The organism is Anaerohalosphaera lusitana (assembly GCF_002007645.1).
Classification (GTDB): domain Bacteria; phylum Planctomycetota; class Phycisphaerae; order Sedimentisphaerales; family Anaerohalosphaeraceae; genus Anaerohalosphaera; species Anaerohalosphaera lusitana.
The window spans coordinates 384939-401840 of record NZ_CP019791.1; the positions used below are offsets into that span (position 1 = coordinate 384939).

Sequence of the window (16902 nt, forward strand, 5' to 3'; positions counted from 1 at the left end):
AACGGCCGACTATACAGCCCACCGCCGCGGATGTCACAAAACATATACATCCATGTATACATCACCGGCCCGTGTTGGCCGGGGCATTCAAGACGTCATTGCCGTGCCTACTTCTTCTTTTTCTTTTTCGACTTCTTTTCCTTCTTAGGCTTGGCTTTCTTTTCTTTTTTGGGCTTGGCCTTTTTGGTTTTCTTCTTTTTCGTCTTTGTTCCGCCACCGCCGCCGCTGCTGTCCATCGCAACACCGATCAGGTCTATCAGTGCGACGACAACCGCGAGCCCGATCGCGCCGTACATGATGTAACCCTCAACGCCGGTCAGGATCGTGGGTGTCACGCCGCGGATCGCGGAGATCACAACGATCACAGCGTATATCGTAGCCACCATCGGCAGCAGAAGTGAAACACCAAGTGCGTTACTTTTTGCGTCCGGTGGAGTCTCTACGACTCTTGCCGCCGCTGCCGGCACGCCGTACTGCTGCGGTTCGGGTGCAGCTACTGCCGCCGAGCCTCCGCTCGCTGCGGCGGCACTTCCACCCATAATATCGTCGGCTTCCTGCGAAATGCTCGCGCTGTCGGGTTCGGGCATTGCCGCTTCGCCCTCGGCTTCTTCGGCGGGCAGTATATCGTCCAGAACAGCACCAAGCGAAGTGTCATCCGCCTGCAGCGACAGGTCCAGCAGACCCGATCCGCTACCAACGCTGTCCAGATTCAAATCGTCATCCAGGTCGCCGAGCCCGCTGTCTTCCTCGTCGGTGCCCAGCTTCGTTTCGCCCATGCTGTCTTCGCTGACTTCGAATTCGTCCTCGCCCGCCAGCACATCCACGCCGGTCGTCTCGACGTTCGTATCCGCGCTGGTCAGGTCGGCCAGCAGATCGTCGCCCTGGGCCTTGCTCTCGGTCTTTTCGGGCTCGTCCAGGCCTTCCAGCTCGACAACGCTTTCGCTGGGCGATTCCTCGTCGGCTTCGGCTGAGGGCTCTTCTTTTTCCTCATCCGTGTCAACTTCCTTGCCGGCCGCTTCGGTAGTATCGCCAAGATGCTTGAAGAAGCTCTCTTCGCTGTCCTCGTCGACGTCCAGATCGTCCGCCGAGAGCTGCACGCCCTCGCCTTCGGATTCGGATGTATCCGTCTCGGCAAGTCCGATCGACTCGTCGGCCTCTTCGGCTTCTTCCTTCTTCTCGGGTTCCTCGGCCTCAGTTTCGATCTCGCCGGCCTGGCCTGCTTGCTCCTCACCCTCGTCTTCAAGCCCGAGCGTATCGGAAACGCTGCCTTCTTTGGGACCTTCCTGGCTCTCGCCGGTTATCTCGACCGGCTGCTCGGACGGCTCTTCTTCGCCTTCGAACCCGAGCGTCTCGTCGGCACCTTCAGGGGCAGGTTCTTCCTGCTCAGGTTCTTCCGCCTTTTCTTCTTCGCCGCCTTCGTCGTCAACCTTGGTATTTTCCAGGCTGGACAGGAATTCGTCGTCACCTTCACCCGCTTCGCTTTCGTCAGGCATCAGCTCGATGAACGAGTCGCTTCCCGCCATGTCGGGATTTTTCGCAAGCTCTTCCACGTCTTCAACCTTGAAAAGCAGTTTCGAGCCGTCACGGAACTCGTTGAGCTTACCTTCTTTTACAAGCCCGCGTACCTCGTCTTCGCTTTTGCCGAGCTTCTCGACTACTTCCTGTAATGTGTAAAACTTACCTGCCATAATATTTACTTCTTCCAAATTTAGTGTACTTACCAAGACGACCATTGCCGTCTCAAAACACCCACGGGCAATAAAAAGCAGCGTCTATGCGTAAATTCTTGAAATAAATGCCCTTACGACAAATTTCCCGGCATCCCGACATCCGCGATCAACAACCAATGCGCGCAAACGCCGCCAATACCTTAATCCATAGATTATATCGAACCATACACCACTTGCAAGCCAATTTTTAGCCCACAAAAACACCCCAAAACGCACAATTTCAACCACACCACCCTCTCCTCCATCAGCTCTCTACGGCCAGGCCAATAAAATGTTCCAAATCCGAAACCAGTCGCATCTGAAACTGTCGTGATCTGCCCATTTTCCGGCCTCAATGAAATATCCACATGCCCAGGCGCGTCTTAGACTATATAATAGGTAAGCTTGATACCCGGAGCAGAAAGGAAATACGATGTCTTATAACTACAAATTCGCCCGTTTCGCTCTAATTACGGCCTTGGCATTCTGGCTTGCCATTTCTGCCTCCGCCTCGAGCAACTCCGACTATGATCCGCTGGATATTCCAGCCGACCACGAGCCCGAGATCATTGACACTGCTGTCCATGACCGAGCACGCTCCAGAGACATACCTTTGCGTATCTATCTTCCCGCATCCGATTCGGCCGCTCCTGTGCTGCTCTTCAGCCATGGCCTGGGCGGCTCATGCAAAAACAACGCCTATCTCGCAAACCATTGGACAGCAAGGGGTTACGCAGCCGTTTTCGTCCAGCACCCCGGCAGCGACAACTCCGTCTGGAAAAGCGTTGAGCCCAGACAACGCCTGGCCGCCATGCAAAAAGCCGCAAACGGTCGAAACTGGCTCCTCCGAGTTCGCGACATCCCCGTGGTGATCGACCGGCTCGAAGAATGGAACGCCCAAACCGAACACCCCCTGCAGAATAAGCTCGACCTGACCCGCATAGGTATGTCAGGCCACTCCTTCGGTGCCCAGACCACCCAGGCAGTCTCAGGACAGACGACCCATCCTCGCTTTTCATTCACCGAGCCCCGCATAAAGGCTGCCGTAATGTTCAGCCCCAACTGCCCCAAGAACCTCACCCCCGAACAGGCATTCAGCCGGGTAAAGATCCCCTGGATGCTCATGACCGGCACCAAAGACACATCCGTCATCGGCAATGCGACCGTCGAATCCCGCCTGTCGGTCTTCGGCGCCCTGCCGCCCGGCAGCAAATACGAACTCGTCCTCCACGACGCCGAACATTCCGCATTCGGTGATCGCGCCCTGCCCGGCGACACCGAACCGCGCAATCCCAACCACCACCGCGCAATCGTCGCTTTGACGACTGCTTTCTGGGATGCGCATCTGAAAAATGACACCAGCGCCCGCAACTGGCTCAACGGCCCCGGACCCCGAACCGTCCTGGAACCAAAAGACCGCTGGCAAACAAAATAGACACTTGATTCCGGCTGCCGTCGGCGTAGCCTATTAGGTCGGGCTGGAGGAATCGGCCGAGGGTTGGGCTGTACATGCGGGCACGGTAGTAGTACAGGCCGGTCTCGGGGTCGTAGCGTCTGCCGGTGTACATGTACGGGTTGGCGAAAGCGGTCAGATTGTTCTGACGCGGCGTGCCGCTGCCGTCGCAAACCGTAGTCTGGCCGAACGGGTCGTAGGTATATCGTTCGACGACGGAACCGTAACCGGCTGACTGTCATATTTTGAAAGAGCAACAATGCTGCCAAGGCCGTCACGATGATACCAGTACGTATCGCCGTCGGCTATCATGCATATCGGCTCATCGATGCCGGGGCTGTAAATAAGTTTCTGAGTTTTTAATTCTCACTTAAATAATAGCTACCATTCGGAAGGCACTCTGTTTCTTGACGGCAAATAATAATAATCCTTAAAACACTTTTTTAACGGCTTATTTATATTTATTTTTATCTCACCTGTTTGTTTATTATAATACCATCCTCCCTTATTATTTAATACAGAATATTCATCATCGCAGCCATTTTTACTAGAAATGTATTCTTTGTTTTCTCGCTTATGAAACAACCCGTTTTCATCAATCTTCACTTGCGTACTGAGTTCCTTTAAAGACGTGGGATATCGCTGATTAACATCCTTGAATGTCTGTATATTATCTCTTATTAGATGCAAGGAAATTGTAGTCCATTCAATCCTCTTACTGTATGGGTCACGCAAAAAAGAGACATACATAAGCCCCATGGAAATAACTGCTAAAACAACAAAAAACATCTTTACAATTAACGGATTAGCTTTCATTCTCACATCCTTTTGTATCAGATTTCATTTCAACAAATTCACTTCCGGAATCAGCGGGATGGGATTTGCCAAATAATGGATCTACCATCGCAACACCTGTATAACCAAAGACATCTGCATTTGGCAAAATTTCCTTAAATCCGCTTGCAATGCTGTTTTTCCCATTGGCAGAATAACAAGCATTTAAACTAATCTTTGCATCCACAGCAAAAGCTCCTTCGATAATCCCCCTTAATGCACCTAAGCCATATGCATTTTTATTATCTACAACAGAGTTCCCCTCAGTGAAAATTCCTGTTATATAACTTTTCTTGTCCTTTACTTCTATGTTCAATCCTTCACCTGAAGTATCGCCATGACCATAATACTCAAAACTAACAATCTCATCCTTGGAGACCGCATGTTCTATTAAAACCATTACTAAGTCAGTAACGTCCGAAATATGATGTCGCTCTCTTTTCCCACTCTTTGCTTGAATACGTACCATAGCATTAGGGCGCAATAAACCCGACCATTGCCTTAACCCCAAAGGATCAATAAAGGTGGTCGGATTATTGCCGACGTAGGCGTACATGTTCATGCCGTCGGCGTAGCCTATTGGGTCGGGCTGGAGGAATCGGCCAAGTTCGGTATCGTACATACGGGCGCGGTAGTAGTACAGGCCGGTCTCGGGGTCGTAACGTCTGCCGGTGTATTGGTACGGGTTGGCGAAGGCGGTCAGATTGTCCTGACGCGGGGTTCCATTGCCGTCGCAAACCGTAGTCTGGCCGAACGGGTCGTAGGTATATCGTTCGACGATCGAAGCGAAACCGGCCGAACTGTCATATTTTGAAAGAGCAACAACGCTGCCAAGGCCGTCGCGGTGATACCAGTACGTATCGCTGCCGGCTATCATGCATATCGGCTCATCGATGCCGGGGCTGTAAATATATTTGCGTATAATCTCGCCCGAATCATCGTATTCAGCAATGACCTGGTCGCCATCGTAGACGTATTCGGTGGTGTCGCCGCCGACTGCCTTGCTGATGCGGCGACCCGCGGCATCGTAGATCACGCCCAGTCGGGGGCATCCGCTTTACATTACACCCAGAAACAATAATTGGACATGCCCCGGCCGTTTGTGTATAATCCCGCTTTCTATATTAGAAACTTAACGATGGTGAGGAGTGCCCGTGAACACACAGAACCAGTACACGCTCAAAGACATACTCAAGCTCGAAGTCGCCCCGGCCCTTGGCTGTACCGAACCGGCGGCTGTTGCGCTTGCGACCGCTGCGGCATCTTCGCTGCTGGATGCCGGCCGGATCACCTCGATCCAGCTTTGGCTCAGCGCGAACATCTATAAAAACGCCTTCGCCGTCGCGATCCCAGGCACGGACGGGGCAACGGGCATCGACCTTGCGGCGGCCCTGGGGCACACGGGCGGCGACGCGACCCAGCGACTCCAGGTCCTGGCACCGGTCACCGGCGACCACATAACTGCTGCGCGCGAACTCATCGCGTCCGGCAGTGTCGAAGTCAACCTGCTCAAGGAAGCACCCACCATCTACATCAAGGCCGCTGTCTCGACCGCCGAGCACACGGCCACGGCGACCATCGAGCACACGCACGACAACATAACCGAGCTGACCCTGGACGATAAACCGCTGGCCGAGCACCCGCTGCTGGCGAGCATCTCGGACAGTAAATCCTCGCTCGCCGAGCTCGAGGATTTTCTACGCACCCAGACCTTCGAACAGCTCATCACGCTGGTGGAAACCATGGACGAAGAGGATTTCGAATTCATTCGGCAGGGTGTCGAATACAATCTCAAGCTCGCCCGGCACGGCCTGTCGTTCGGTCCGGGGCTGGGGATAGGCAAGACGCTGGACCGGCTCGTCCGCGAGGGACTGATCAAAAAAGACATGATCCAGGCCGCCCGGATACTCACTTCGGCGGCGTGTGACGCACGGATGTCCGGGGCGAAGCTGCCCGCGATGTCGTCGGCAGGATCGGGCAATCACGGGCTGACAGCTATACTGCCCATCTGGGCGGTCAAGAACTACATAAACGAAACGTCCGACCACGAGGCACTCAAGGCCGTCGCGCTGTCGCACCTTGTGACCGGCTACATCAAGTCACACACCGGCCGACTCTCCGCCGTGTGCGGCTGTTCCATCGCCGCCGGTGCGGGCGCTTCCGCCGCGATCACGTACCTGATGGGCGGCAATCTCAACCACATCGCCTCGGCCATCAAGAACCTGATCTGCGACCTCGCAGGCTGCATCTGCGACGGCGCGAAAGCAAGCTGCGCATTCAAACTCGCAACCGCCGCAGGATCGGCCGTACAGTCAGCACTGTTCTCGCTGCACGGCATCAACGTTAAGGAATCCGACGGCATAATCGCACTCTCGCCCGAACAGACAATAAAAAACACCGGCGAACTCTCAACACAGGGAATGATAGAAACCGACCGCACGATCTTGAAAATAATGATAGAAAAGACGCTGACAGATTAGGCAGTGTCATCACTAACGGAGGTCTTGCTGAACTGGCCGTATGAATATCTGTTGGTGATGGAAGCGGCTGAGCTGCCTTATCTCTAAAGAGCAACAATGTGAAATGGTGTTGCAATTAAGGATTCCATACTACATTTATTAATTTATTAGTATCATACTCTCTATATTGATCTTTTTTCTTTGAGTATACGATAACCTTAGAATCATTGGAGTATAAAAACTTATACCCATCACCACAAGTCCCCTTGAAAGAGCTCTCATTACCTTCATTTGAAAGCTCATTATCAGATTCAAATAAAAGAATAGTTTGACCTGGAAGATTTGCGAACTTTAATCCTGCAACATTTTCATTATAACTAATGCCGTTTCAATTATCTAAGTTTAACTTTTGCTGATTTTTTTTATTGCGATATGCTACGTATCTATTCAGAGCGATTTTAAGCTCATTGTGGTTTTGATAATTAGTTCCGCGTATGACGAATTCCTTAACATGGGTAAACTGACATTCGATAGGATTTAGCCATGATGCGTTGGTCGGCGTCCAGATCAGATGAATATTGTTCTCGCGACAGTACCGCAGAACCTTTTCCTTGCGGTGCGGCGAAAAATTGTCCAGTATCAGGTGTATCCGCTGGTTCGCCGGATACTTTTTCCTGGTCAGTTTCAAAACTTCCAAGAACTCCTGATGCCGCTTGCGTGGCCGAACATATCCCCAGAGCTTTTTCTGATGGACATCGTAAAACGCCAGCCAGTGCTGAACGCCATGTTTGCGGGTATAGGTCGCAGGCAGCCTCTTGGGATGGTCGGTATGACAGTAATTCCGGCCTGGCTGAGGACGAATCTCCAGCGGTCCGAACTCGTCGAATGATATGGTCGGCCCGTTTGAGGCCGGCTGGTTCACATATCTGCGAATTAGTTTTTTTTAGACTTGAGATTGGGGTCGTTGCACTCTTTCCACGTCTTTGTCCGCCGGAGCTTGACCTTCTTTTCACGCAGGATGGTCCTGAGTGTTTCAATGCTGATCGTAGGAACGATCTTTTCCTGGACAAGATATTCACGCAGTTTTTCCAGGGACCACCGCTTAAAAGGGCAGTCCAGAAGATCGGGCGGACATTTTGCAGTCTCGGCAATAATGGCCTTGTCGTCCTCGGTAAACTCCGGCGGTCTTCCCGGCCGGGGCTTGGGCTCCAACGCCTTAAGGCCGCGTTGGTTAAAGTCTTTGATGATGGCCCTGACATGGTGCGGCGAATAGTGAACCAGCTCGGCGATAGCAGGAACTTTATAGCCCTGGTTAGAGGCAAGAATGACTTGGCCGCGACGAATCTTGATTCGGCTTTTGCTGCTGCGGAGTATCCGCTGAATTTGCTGGCCTTCACTGGTACTGAGGTCTCTGGCGTACAGACACATAAGAAATCCCTTTCTCTGCTTGTAAGCGTGAAATTATTTCTTCGTGTCATTCTATATAATACCAGATTATGCATGGCGCAAGTCTTAAATCATGGAAAAGTTAAAATTATATTTTTGAAACGGCACTAAATACCAGTGAGTGAATATTATTTGAGAAAACGGTATCTCTCCAATCATCAACGGAAGGCATTTTTTCATTGTCTGTTTTCGAGAGGAGATTCACAAATCTATCTCCATATTCTTTTGTCAAAGCCGCCCTGCCCTTCTGTTTCGATACAATTCTTGTAGCTTCGGCATGGTCTAAAACAAAGAAAAAACCCGATAGACAAAACAAAACACCTAAGACGAACATCTTTAGCATGAGATATTTGGATTTTTTGCAAATCACCCCTATTGAAAACATGAACAGAAACAACAAAAACAAACTATGTAAGGCATAGATGACATTAAACAAATTATTCGTATCAGAATAATGATAAAAGCTGGCTCGATGTTCCTGAAAAGCTAGTTTTAACCCAGTATTAGATATTGCATATAGGATTACGCCGATTAGTAAATATAACGAGAACCTTCTTTTCATGCTCATAACCTCTTAAAACGCCCGTAATCTAATAACCCACCGATGACAGCACCTTTATTCTTATCGATAAAACCATCACACTGTCATCCCTTCCCTATGCTCAACAAACTCCCTCTCACCACAACTCCGGCTTGCCTGCGCTTGGGCAGTGTTTTGCTATGGGGCAGTTTTCGCAGTCTGGTTTTCTTGCGTTGCAGATCGCTCGGCCGTGGAAGACCAGGACGTGGCTGAACATCGTCCAGCCGCCCCATTTTTCCTTTGGCACGATCTGCATCAGGTCGAATTCGAGCTTGACCGGGTCGCGGTTCTCGCTGAGCGCCAGCCGTCGGCTCAGCCGGATGACGTGCGTATCACACACGATGCCCTGCGTCTCGAAGGCGTTGCCCAGCAGAACGTTCGCCGTCTTGCGCCCCACGCCGTTGAGCTCCAGCAGGCCTTCCATCGTGTAGGGAACCTCACCGCCGAACTTGTCGATGATCGCCCGGCAGGTTTTCTGTATCGACTTGGCCTTGTTACGATAAAATCCGCACGAACGAATATCCTGCTGCAGTTCCTCCTCGTCCGCGTTCGCCCAGTCCTCCGCTGAGCGGTACTTTTTGAACAGGTCCGCCGTCACGATATTGACCCGCGCATCCGTACACTGCGCCGCCAGGATCGTCGCGATGAGCAGCTCCAGCGGATTCGAAAAGTTCAGCGACACCCGAGCATCGGGATATGCCTCCACCAGCACCGGAAATATCTTCTCGACCCGCTTTTTGGCCTGGGCAGGGTCGACCTTGATCTTTTTCCGATGCGTTTTCTTGCCGGCCGCCTTCTTTTTCGTCTTTTTCACCTTCTTTTTAGCTGCCTTCTTCGCCATGACAAATTAACCTCAAAAATGCTCCCCAACCCGCAATATCAGCATTAAAAACCAGGATCCCCCGTCCATCGCCCACATATTAGCATAAATTCTGCCGTAATCGACACCAAAATCCCCGCATCGCTGCTATTTCACCCGCCAGCCGCTCCAAAACCCCGCCAGCAGCCCTATCTTAACTCCATATATCGTTAATAAAGCCCTAAAACCCCATTCAAACCCCCAAAAACTGCAAAACTGCCCCTATTTAGGTTGACGCACCGCCCCTATTCTGTTAAATACGGTAGTTTCTAGAATGGCGGAGGTAGTGCGCAAATACCCCACGGCCGACAGTCGAGCCGCGAAAAATGCACCGCTGCCGACTCCTTTTAATAAGGAACAGACATTAAAATGTCGCTTGAGGACCTCAGAAAGAAAATAGACGACATCGATTCGAAGCTCGTCGAGCTGCTCAACGAGCGTGCGCGCGTCGTAGTCAAGGTCGGCAAGTACAAGGATAAGAACGGCGGGCCGATCTACGCACCGCACCGCGAAAAAGCGGTACTCGAAAAGATATCCAGGGCCAACACCGGCCCGCTGCCGGACAAAACACTTACCGCCATCTGGCGTGAGATGATGAGCGGCTCGTTCTTCCTCGAACGCCCGCTTCGAATCGCCTTTCTCGGTCCCGAGGGCAGCTTCAGCCACAGCGCGGCAATGCTGAAGTTCGGCCAGAGCGTCGACTACGAAGCGGTCGCAGACATCCGAACCATCTTCAACGAAGTAAGCAAGGGCCACAGCGATCTGGGCATCGTGCCGATCGAAAACTCCGCGGGCGGGGGCATCGACGAGAGCCTCGACGCATTCGTCGACTCCGACGTGTACATCTGCGCCGAAGTTTACATGGCCATCCATCATAACCTGCTTGCCAACTGCAAGCTGGAGGACGTAAAAGAGGTCTACTCCAAGCCGGAGGTATTCGCCCAGTGCCGTAAGTGGCTCAGCGACACCTTCACCGGAGCAAAGACGATCGCGGTCGCATCATCGGCCCGCGCAGCACAGATGGCCGCCGAAAAACCATACACCGCGGCCATCGGATCCACCGCTGCGGCCGACCTGTACGGGCTCAAGATCGTATGCGAAAACATCGAGGACGTGCCCAACAACGTGACCCGCTTCCTTATTATAGGCAAGCAGGACACACCGCCCACCGGCGACGACAAAACATCGCTGCTGTTCAGCACCGCCCACAAAGCCGGAGCCCTGGTGGATGTGCTGGAGGTCTTCCGCGACCACGGGCTGAACCTTGCGAATATCGAATCCCGCCCGAGTAAGAAGCGCGAGTGGGAATACTATTTCTTCGTCGACTTCGTTGGCCATAAGTCATCCGAACAGGCACAAAAGGCCCTCGAAGCCGCCAAAAAACACTGTCTACAGCTTTCCGTACTGGGAAGTTATCCTAAAAACGATAAATTACTTTGACCATGTTAACGATTGCCGTGAACCATGAGACGCGGCACAAAGATCGGGAGAATTCCAAATGAGAAAACCTTTCATCGCCGGCAACTGGAAAATGAACAAGGATTCCGCAGGCTCAGTCGAACTCGCAGCGGGCCTGGCAAAAGAACTCAAGGACGTTGACAGTGTAGACGTTGCAGTCTGTCCGCCTTTCGTATATCTGCAGGCAGTCTCTAATGCCGTCAGCGGCTCGCCCGTCAAGGTCGGCGCACAGAATATGTACTTCGAAGCAAACGGCGCATTCACAGGTGAGATCAGCACCGACATGCTCAAGGACGTCGGCTGCACATACGTCATCTGCGGCCACAGCGAAAGAAGACACGTCATCGGCGAAACCGACGAACTCGTCAATAAGAAGGTCAAAGCTGCAATCGAAAGCGGCCTGCTGCCCATCCTCGCAGTCGGCGAACTGCTCGAAGAGCGCGAAGCAGACAAAACGAATGACGTCGTAAAGACACAGGTCACAAAGGGCCTTGAAGGCGTTTCAGCGGACGACATCCTCAAGGTTACGATCGCGTACGAACCCGTATGGGCCATCGGCACGGGCAAGACCGCGACACCTGACCAGGCACAGGATGTACACGCAATGATCCGCGGACTGATCGCTGAGCTGTACTCTCAGGACGTCGCCGACAAGATCCGTATCCAGTACGGCGGCTCGGCAAAGCCCGCAAACACCGCTGAACTGATGGCACAGCCTGACGTCGACGGCCTGCTGGTAGGCGGAGCGAGCCTCAAGGTCGAAGACTTCTCAAAAATGATCAAAACAGTTGCTTAGTTGCTGAATATACCGTGTAGGAAAGCCGGAACCGCCCACTCACCTCAAAGGGGCGGGCCGGCTTCCAGATATTTTCGAAAATTATGAGGTAATACTATGATGCATGTGGTAATGGCAAAAATGCCGTTTTTCTGGAGCCTGGTCAGTGTTCTGTGGGTTCTGATCGCACTCCTGTTGATCCTGGTCGTCCTACTGCAAAAGGGTAAAGGCGGCGGACTCGGCGGCGCGTTCGGCGGCGCAGGCGCACCCGGCGGCGGTCTGCTCGGTACCAAAACCGGCGACTTCCTCACATGGGTCACCATCGCAATGGTCGGACTCTTTTTGATTCTCGGCATCATGCTGGTCAAGTTCTACCGACCGACCGGCCCAACTCCCGGCGCGGTAACCGAGATGCCCGCACAGGGCAGCGAAGGCGAAAGGCCTTCGGAGGAACCCATCGTAGAACCACCGGTAGACGAAACGCCTAGTGAAGCTGTCGAAGAAGAAGACGCCGCACTTGACGCACAGGGCGAGCCAGTCGAGACTGAGATCGACGCTGAAAGCGACGTTCTTCCCGACGATACTACACAGCCGGACGAAGAAGCGGCAGGCGATACACAGACAGACGAAACAGAAAATCAGTAAGCTGGTCCGACCGGCTCAACAGCATTACCGGTCCGCATAACAGAGGCGCGTTATGATAAATAGCATGACAGGATTCGGCGAAGCGGCACGCGAACTCGACGGCGTTATCTACACGGCCGAGCTCAAGTCCGTAAACAATCGCCACCTCAAAACCCATGTCAAGCTGCCCGATATCGTCGGCTTCCTCGCTGACGACATCGACAAGCTGCTGCGCGCCGAACTCCGCCGCGGAACGGTCAACTTCTGGATACACGCACAGAACGTCGCCGGCGAAGGTCTCTACGACCTTGACGAGCGCGTACTCGAAAACTATATCACGAAGATACGCAGCGTAGCTGAAAGGTCAGGCAGCGGCGGGTCGTTCAACGTTGCGGATCTGGTAACTCTGCCCGGCGTCGTAAAGCCGGTCGTCCCGGACGAACAGCAGGAACAGCGGCTCCGCGAAACCGTAATGGACATCGCAAACCAGGCCGTGCAGAAGCTTGAGAAGATGCGGCAGGTCGAGGGCAAGGCCCTGGAAGACGACCTTCTGGCAAACTGTGCCGCGATTACCGACCGCTGTTCACAGATCGACAGCCGGTCCGATGAGGTCCTCAAGGCCTATCACGAAAAACTGCAAAAACGCGTTGAAGAGCTTCTCAGCGGATCGAACTTCAAGCTGGATGAGGAAATGATCGCACGCGAAGTCGCGATCTTCGCCGAACGATCCGACATTGCCGAAGAACTGACCCGCCTGGACTCGCACATTAAGCAGTTCGAAAAATGCTGCAAAGAGGTAGAACACTGCGGCCGCCGCCTGGACTTTCTCAGCCAGGAGATGCTCCGCGAGGCAAACACCATCGCAAGCAAGGCCAGTGACGCACAGGTAAGTCAGCTCGTCGTAGATATAAAGTGCATGATCGACAGGATCAAAGAGCAGGTTCAGAACGTGGAGTAAAGCCGATATGCCCGAAAATGCGAACAAAAAAGGCAATCTTGTAGTAATAAGCGGGCCAAGCGGCGTGGGTAAAAGCACCATCTGCAAAGAGATCGTCGACCGCACCGATGCGTTCCTGAGCGTCTCGGCCACGACTCGCTCCCGCGGTGAAGGCGAAGTCGAAGGCAAAAACTACTACTTCCTCAGCCGCAGTGAATTCGAAAAGAAAATCCAGGCAGGCGAGTTCCTCGAATACGCCGAGGTCTTCGGAAACCTCTACGGCACACCGTGGGGACCTGTCGAAAAAGCACTCGATGAAGGCAAAACGGTCCTTCTCGAGATAGACGTCCAGGGCGGACAGAAAGCAAAAAAGCTTTTCAAGGATGCTATCATGGTATTCATCCTGCCGCCCAAAGAAAGCGAACTGGAAAAAAGAATGCACGGCAGGGCTCGCGGCGAGGACCGCACCTCAGCCGAAAAACGACTCCAAAGTGCCGGCAACGAAATCGCCCAGGCATGGCAGAGCTACGACCATATGGTAATTAATGACGATCTCGAAGAAGCTGTTACCGAGATCATATCGATCATAGAAGGCAAGTCCGGAGAATAACAATGCTCGAAAATCTTAAAAGCTCAGACCTTATAAAGAAAGTTGGCGGCCGTTTCAAACTCAGCTCCCTCATCCAGAAACGCATGAAGGAACTGATGGAAGGCTCGCGTCCGCTCATCGACAACCCAGAAGGCATGACCGCTATGGAGATCGCCGTCGAAGAGATCAAGCAGGACAAGATCGCGATCGACTGGGGCGAAGAAGAAGAGGAAACCACCGAATTCAAACTCTGATCGGGATTGCGGAACGATGACCGAAGGCGGTTTAAACGGCATTAATGTTCTTCTCGGCGTCAGCGGCGGAATCGCTGCTTACAAGGCGGCTGACCTGGCGAGCAAGCTTACCAAAGCTCGCGCAAGCGTCACCACCGTTATGACCGAGAATGCCTGCCGCCTCGTTCGGCCAAAAACCTTCGAGGCCGTCACCGCAAACCCCGTATTCACGAGCATGTGGACCGGTCCGGAAGAATACCGCATCGGCCACATCGATCTGGCCGACCGCTCGGACCTGGTCATCATTGCACCGGCAACAGCGAACATCATCGCCAAGGCCGCCCACGGCATCAGCGACGATCTGCTCTCCACGACCATCTGCGTCTGCTGGGAGAAGCCGACCCTTCTCGCACCGGCCATGAACACCCGCATGTGGGAAAACCCGATCACCCAGCAGAACGTCCAAACACTCAAGGACAAGCTCAACTTCCGGCTCGTCGGCCCGGCAACCGGTTCACTCGCCTGCAAGACCGAAGGCGTGGGCCGAATGTCCGAACCGGCCGACATCCTTCACGCCGCATGCGAACTCGCAAAAACGATCCGATCATGAACATTACGATCACAGCAGGGGGCACACGCGAATATATCGACCCCGTCCGCTTCATCTCCAACGCATCCAGCGGACGCATGGGCTACGCACTCGCCGCCGCCGCTCGCGATGCGGGCCACAGCGTCACGCTCATCACCGCACCGACCGCGCTGCAGCCGCCCGACGATGTAACGGTCATAAACGTCACCACCTCCGAAGACATGTTCACCGCCGTCCGCAGCGCCTTCCCCGCCACCGACTGCCTCATCATGGCCGCCGCCGTCTCCGACTACCGACCCGCAAAGACCTCGTCCACCAAGATCAAAAAATCCGACGCCGAACTCACCATCCGCCTCGAACCCACTACCGACATCCTCCGCTGGGCGGGCCAAAACAAAACCACCCAGCTCATCGTCGGCTTCGCCCTCGAGGACACGGATCTGGAAACCCGAGCCGAGAAAAAACTCCGCGACAAAAACGCAGACATGATAATCGCCAACGCCCCCTCCGCAATCTCCGCCGACGAATCCGCCCTGAAAATAAAAACCCCCAACACCCCCTGGCAAACACTCCCCCCAGCCCCAAAACAAACAAACGCCAAAAAAATAATCACCGAAATCGAAAAACTGTACACATAAACAAAATGAGCAAAGCTACGCAAGGCCAGTTCCAGTAACGCTGTCCTGTTCGCCAAGCTTTGTATATTTGATGCGGAAATCTTTTGTATTGCGCCACTCAAGTTGACGACCCAGGCCAATCTTAGAAAGCAGTTCCTCAAGCGAAATACCTTGTCCACTCCTAGCTATCAAACCCAGGATCCTGAAAACAATAGAGTCGCCCGAACAGATTAGAAAGTGCTCTTTAGAGCTGCATAAATATGTCAAAGATTCAACCTCGCCCGGATCCAGTCTTTCAAAGTAGTCACCTAGAAATCGGGACTTGAATTGAATGACTGAATCTAGGGGTACATCGACCTGCTTAAATGACGATTCATTAAGATCGATGTAGTGTCTTTCCCCCGCTTCATCTTCCCAGAAATCAACCTCATCCTCTGCTACCGTACTTGTTATCGTGATATCGCATCGCTCAGCGACCTTTTCCCAAAGGCCCATTAGGTGCAAGTCAATTATCACGCTTGCATCAAAAATTAGTAACCGGCATTTCGGCATAGTCGATGCTTTCATTCGAGAGATAATCTTTTGCTGCCGACCTGCTTATCTGCATAAACCTGGCGAACTTGCCGATTGATATCTGACCATCCAGCAAAGCGCCGATTGCTAATGCCTTATACCGCTCAGGGAACAGTTCCGGCTTTTCGCCCTTATCTCTGGCTCTTTTTTGAACCAGGTTTTTCGAACGTTCAATCCAGGACTTCGTTTCATCGAGATCGAAGTTGTAAACATAATGCAGTCGCCAGATAAGAGATTCCAATGTGACGTCAAACTCTCTAGCGATCATTTCAAGTCGATTGAACGAAACTTTGCCACTGTCATCTGTGGCTTTGTTTACCGCAGCCTTTACAGTCTCTTCGGGCATCAGAAGATTGCCAGCAAAGCAGGTCGCGTACTTCTCTTCCTGATCCGTCAAAACCAACTGTTCACTGGAATGACCAAAATGTTCCCAAGTCAGAATATGAAACAATTCGTGAGCAATATCATGATTACGTCGCCATCTTGGACAGTTACAATTAAGGGCAATGGCGGGACCGAATTCTTCGCTTACGGTACATGCAGCGATGCCCGCATCCTCTAAATCCAGGTGGAAAATTTTAACGCCATATACTTCCTGCAAAATCGAAAAAAGGGTCTGACCTGGACGGTTTCCAAGGCCCATCAGTGAGCGTGTCTCCGCTGCCAGGTCGGCGACTTCCTGATAATGGAACCTTCTTGCCGATATTTCAGGGTAGGGAAGTTTTTTTTCAACTTTGCTGTTAGTCCACATTTCAAGTTGATGGTATTGCCGACAGTAAGTCAAGAATTCTTGCTGTATGTCTCGCTTGTTTTGTGGCTCATTCCGCCATAATACCCTTAACTCCGGCTCTATTTGCGCCGAAAACAAACTATCAAGCGTTACTCCGTAGACATCAGCAAGTTTTGCCAGTATCCCCAAACGTGGTTCACTACGGCCATTCTCGTATTCGCTAAGTCGTGAATCGTCTATTCCTGTGCGATCTGTGACCTGCTTTTGCGTAAGGCCAGAACTGATTCTTAAATGTTTGAGTTTTTCAGCAATATTTGGCATGGCTTTTCCTCCGACAAGAATATTTATACAAATTATCGGCTCAATATGCAAATAAATTCTGCTATATACGCAAATTATACGAAAAATCCCGTGGAGTGTTCCAATTACTTGCCAAT

General features: G+C 52.4%; 21 protein-coding genes. 10 read left to right on the plus strand and 11 right to left on the minus strand.

The genetic code is table 11. The features are described from left to right. Positions 1-107: 107 nt before the first annotated feature. A complete protein-coding gene (locus STSP2_RS01680; RefSeq protein ID WP_146659248.1) occupies positions 108-1688 on the minus strand; it encodes a helix-turn-helix domain-containing protein in 1581 nt (526 codons plus the stop codon). 454 nt (positions 1689-2142) lie between these two features. Between STSP2_RS01680 and STSP2_RS01685 the strand changes: the two genes are divergently transcribed. Continuing rightward, on the plus strand, positions 2143-3144 hold the full coding sequence (locus STSP2_RS01685) for an alpha/beta hydrolase family protein (RefSeq protein WP_146659250.1): 1002 nt from the start codon (positions 2143-2145) through the stop codon (positions 3142-3144). Here the strand turns inward: STSP2_RS01685 and STSP2_RS17950 are convergent. The 4 genes from STSP2_RS17950 to STSP2_RS01700 all read right to left on the minus strand — a co-directional run bounded on the left by STSP2_RS17950 (position 3086) and on the right by STSP2_RS01700 (position 5032). Beyond that, complete coding sequence (locus tag STSP2_RS17950; protein WP_418202202.1) at positions 3086-3301, minus strand: RHS repeat-associated core domain-containing protein; 216 nt, start codon at positions 3299-3301, stop codon at positions 3086-3088. The two genes, STSP2_RS01685 and STSP2_RS17950, sit on opposite strands and share 59 nt — an antisense overlap. After that, entirely contained in the window at positions 3298-3474 is a 177-nt protein-coding gene (locus STSP2_RS17240; protein ID WP_169852902.1) for a hypothetical protein, read from the minus strand. Before STSP2_RS17240 ends, STSP2_RS17950 begins: the two co-directional genes overlap by 4 nt. Positions 3475-3543: 69 nt before the next feature. Continuing rightward, complete coding sequence (locus STSP2_RS01695) at positions 3544-3978, minus strand: hypothetical protein (protein WP_146659252.1); 435 nt, start codon at positions 3976-3978, stop codon at positions 3544-3546. Continuing rightward, positions 3968-5032, minus strand: coding sequence for an RHS repeat-associated core domain-containing protein (locus tag STSP2_RS01700; RefSeq protein ID WP_205847960.1), 1065 nt, complete (start codon positions 5030-5032; stop codon positions 3968-3970). The genes STSP2_RS01695 and STSP2_RS01700 overlap by 11 nt, the downstream gene beginning before the upstream one ends. 118 nt (positions 5033-5150) lie before the next feature. Between STSP2_RS01700 and STSP2_RS01705 the strand changes: the two genes are divergently transcribed. Then, on the plus strand, positions 5151-6476 hold the full coding sequence (locus tag STSP2_RS01705; RefSeq protein ID WP_146659253.1) for an L-cysteine desulfidase family protein: 1326 nt from the start codon (positions 5151-5153) through the stop codon (positions 6474-6476). A 367-nt stretch (positions 6477-6843) separates the two neighbouring features. Here the strand turns inward: STSP2_RS01705 and STSP2_RS17955 are convergent, their stop codons facing one another. The 4 genes from STSP2_RS17955 to nth all read right to left on the minus strand — a co-directional run bounded on the left by STSP2_RS17955 (position 6844) and on the right by nth (position 9322). Further along, positions 6844-7377, minus strand: a complete 534-nt coding sequence (locus STSP2_RS17955) for a transposase (RefSeq protein ID WP_169852903.1) — start codon at positions 7375-7377, stop codon at positions 6844-6846. An 11-nt stretch (positions 7378-7388) separates the two neighbouring features. Then, the gene (locus tag STSP2_RS01715) at positions 7389-7883 is read right to left on the minus strand and encodes a helix-turn-helix domain-containing protein (protein WP_146659256.1); all 495 of its coding nucleotides are present in this window, start codon (positions 7881-7883) and stop codon (positions 7389-7391) included. A 106-nt stretch (positions 7884-7989) separates the two neighbouring features. After that, entirely contained in the window at positions 7990-8463 is a 474-nt protein-coding gene (locus STSP2_RS01720; RefSeq protein WP_146659258.1) for a hypothetical protein, read from the minus strand. A gap of 115 nt (positions 8464-8578) precedes the next feature. Continuing rightward, complete coding sequence (gene nth, locus STSP2_RS01725) at positions 8579-9322, minus strand: endonuclease III (protein WP_146659260.1); 744 nt, start codon at positions 9320-9322, stop codon at positions 8579-8581. 387 nt (positions 9323-9709) lie between these two features. On the opposite strand from nth, the gene pheA reads away from it, so the two are divergent. From pheA to STSP2_RS01765, 8 genes are all read left to right on the plus strand, one after another. Continuing rightward, positions 9710-10780 carry a prephenate dehydratase gene (gene pheA / locus STSP2_RS01730; protein WP_146659262.1) on the plus strand — a complete coding sequence of 357 codons (1071 nt, stop codon included), beginning with the start codon at positions 9710-9712 and terminating at the stop codon, positions 10778-10780. A 58-nt stretch (positions 10781-10838) separates the two neighbouring features. Then, a complete protein-coding gene (tpiA, locus tag STSP2_RS01735; RefSeq protein WP_146659264.1) occupies positions 10839-11594 on the plus strand; it encodes a triose-phosphate isomerase in 756 nt (251 codons plus the stop codon). Positions 11595-11690: 96 nt separating this feature from the next. Continuing rightward, positions 11691-12218 carry a preprotein translocase subunit SecG gene (secG, locus tag STSP2_RS01740; RefSeq protein WP_205847961.1) on the plus strand — a complete coding sequence of 176 codons (528 nt, stop codon included), beginning with the start codon at positions 11691-11693 and terminating at the stop codon, positions 12216-12218. A gap of 52 nt (positions 12219-12270) precedes the next feature. Further along, complete coding sequence (locus tag STSP2_RS01745) at positions 12271-13155, plus strand: YicC/YloC family endoribonuclease (protein ID WP_146659266.1); 885 nt, start codon at positions 12271-12273, stop codon at positions 13153-13155. A 7-nt stretch (positions 13156-13162) separates the two neighbouring features. Continuing rightward, positions 13163-13744, plus strand: coding sequence for a guanylate kinase (gene gmk, locus STSP2_RS01750; protein ID WP_146659267.1), 582 nt, complete (start codon positions 13163-13165; stop codon positions 13742-13744). Positions 13745-13746: 2 nt separating this feature from the next. Continuing rightward, a complete protein-coding gene (locus STSP2_RS01755) occupies positions 13747-13977 on the plus strand; it encodes a DNA-directed RNA polymerase subunit omega (RefSeq protein ID WP_146659270.1) in 231 nt (76 codons plus the stop codon). A gap of 16 nt (positions 13978-13993) precedes the next feature. Continuing rightward, positions 13994-14566: a flavoprotein gene (locus STSP2_RS01760; protein WP_146659272.1), complete on the plus strand. Its 573-nt coding sequence runs from the start codon at positions 13994-13996 to the stop codon at positions 14564-14566. After that, positions 14563-15183 (plus strand): phosphopantothenoylcysteine decarboxylase domain-containing protein, encoded by a 621-nt coding sequence (locus tag STSP2_RS01765; protein ID WP_169852904.1) that lies wholly within the window; start codon positions 14563-14565, stop codon positions 15181-15183. Before STSP2_RS01760 ends, STSP2_RS01765 begins: the two co-directional genes overlap by 4 nt. A gap of 15 nt (positions 15184-15198) precedes the next feature. Here the strand turns inward: STSP2_RS01765 and STSP2_RS01770 are convergent, their stop codons facing one another. Both STSP2_RS01770 and STSP2_RS01775 read right to left on the minus strand, forming a co-directional pair. After that, positions 15199-15729, minus strand: a complete 531-nt coding sequence (locus STSP2_RS01770; protein ID WP_169852905.1) for a hypothetical protein — start codon at positions 15727-15729, stop codon at positions 15199-15201. Next, positions 15686-16786, minus strand: coding sequence for a helix-turn-helix domain-containing protein (locus STSP2_RS01775; RefSeq protein ID WP_146659281.1), 1101 nt, complete (start codon positions 16784-16786; stop codon positions 15686-15688). The genes STSP2_RS01770 and STSP2_RS01775 overlap by 44 nt, the downstream gene beginning before the upstream one ends. Positions 16787-16902 lie beyond the last annotated feature (116 nt).

Bases quoted from the DNA above. Each gene is read 5' to 3' on its own strand.
- STSP2_RS01680 (WP_146659248.1), bottom strand. From the start codon at position 1,688: ATGGCAGGTAAGTTTTACACATTACAGGAAGTAGTCGAGAAGCTCGGC.
- STSP2_RS01685 (WP_146659250.1), top strand. From the start codon at position 2,143: ATGTCTTATAACTACAAATTCGCCCGTTTCGCTCTAATTACGGCCTTG.
- STSP2_RS17240 (WP_169852902.1), bottom strand. From the start codon at position 3,474: ATGATAGCCGACGGCGATACGTACTGGTATCATCGTGACGGCCTTGGC.
- STSP2_RS01695 (WP_146659252.1), bottom strand. From the start codon at position 3,978: ATGAAAGCTAATCCGTTAATTGTAAAGATGTTTTTTGTTGTTTTAGCA.
- STSP2_RS01715 (WP_146659256.1), bottom strand. From the start codon at position 7,883: ATGTGTCTGTACGCCAGAGACCTCAGTACCAGTGAAGGCCAGCAAATT.
- STSP2_RS01720 (WP_146659258.1), bottom strand. From the start codon at position 8,463: ATGAAAAGAAGGTTCTCGTTATATTTACTAATCGGCGTAATCCTATAT.
- nth (WP_146659260.1), bottom strand. From the start codon at position 9,322: ATGGCGAAGAAGGCAGCTAAAAAGAAGGTGAAAAAGACGAAAAAGAAG.
- pheA (WP_146659262.1), top strand. From the start codon at position 9,710: ATGTCGCTTGAGGACCTCAGAAAGAAAATAGACGACATCGATTCGAAG.
- tpiA (WP_146659264.1), top strand. From the start codon at position 10,839: ATGAGAAAACCTTTCATCGCCGGCAACTGGAAAATGAACAAGGATTCC.
- secG (WP_205847961.1), top strand. From the start codon at position 11,691: ATGATGCATGTGGTAATGGCAAAAATGCCGTTTTTCTGGAGCCTGGTC.
- STSP2_RS01745 (WP_146659266.1), top strand. From the start codon at position 12,271: ATGATAAATAGCATGACAGGATTCGGCGAAGCGGCACGCGAACTCGAC.
- gmk (WP_146659267.1), top strand. From the start codon at position 13,163: ATGCCCGAAAATGCGAACAAAAAAGGCAATCTTGTAGTAATAAGCGGG.
- STSP2_RS01755 (WP_146659270.1), top strand. From the start codon at position 13,747: ATGCTCGAAAATCTTAAAAGCTCAGACCTTATAAAGAAAGTTGGCGGC.
- STSP2_RS01760 (WP_146659272.1), top strand. From the start codon at position 13,994: ATGACCGAAGGCGGTTTAAACGGCATTAATGTTCTTCTCGGCGTCAGC.
- STSP2_RS01765 (WP_169852904.1), top strand. From the start codon at position 14,563: ATGAACATTACGATCACAGCAGGGGGCACACGCGAATATATCGACCCC.
- STSP2_RS01770 (WP_169852905.1), bottom strand. From the start codon at position 15,729: ATGAAAGCATCGACTATGCCGAAATGCCGGTTACTAATTTTTGATGCA.
- STSP2_RS01775 (WP_146659281.1), bottom strand. From the start codon at position 16,786: ATGCCAAATATTGCTGAAAAACTCAAACATTTAAGAATCAGTTCTGGC.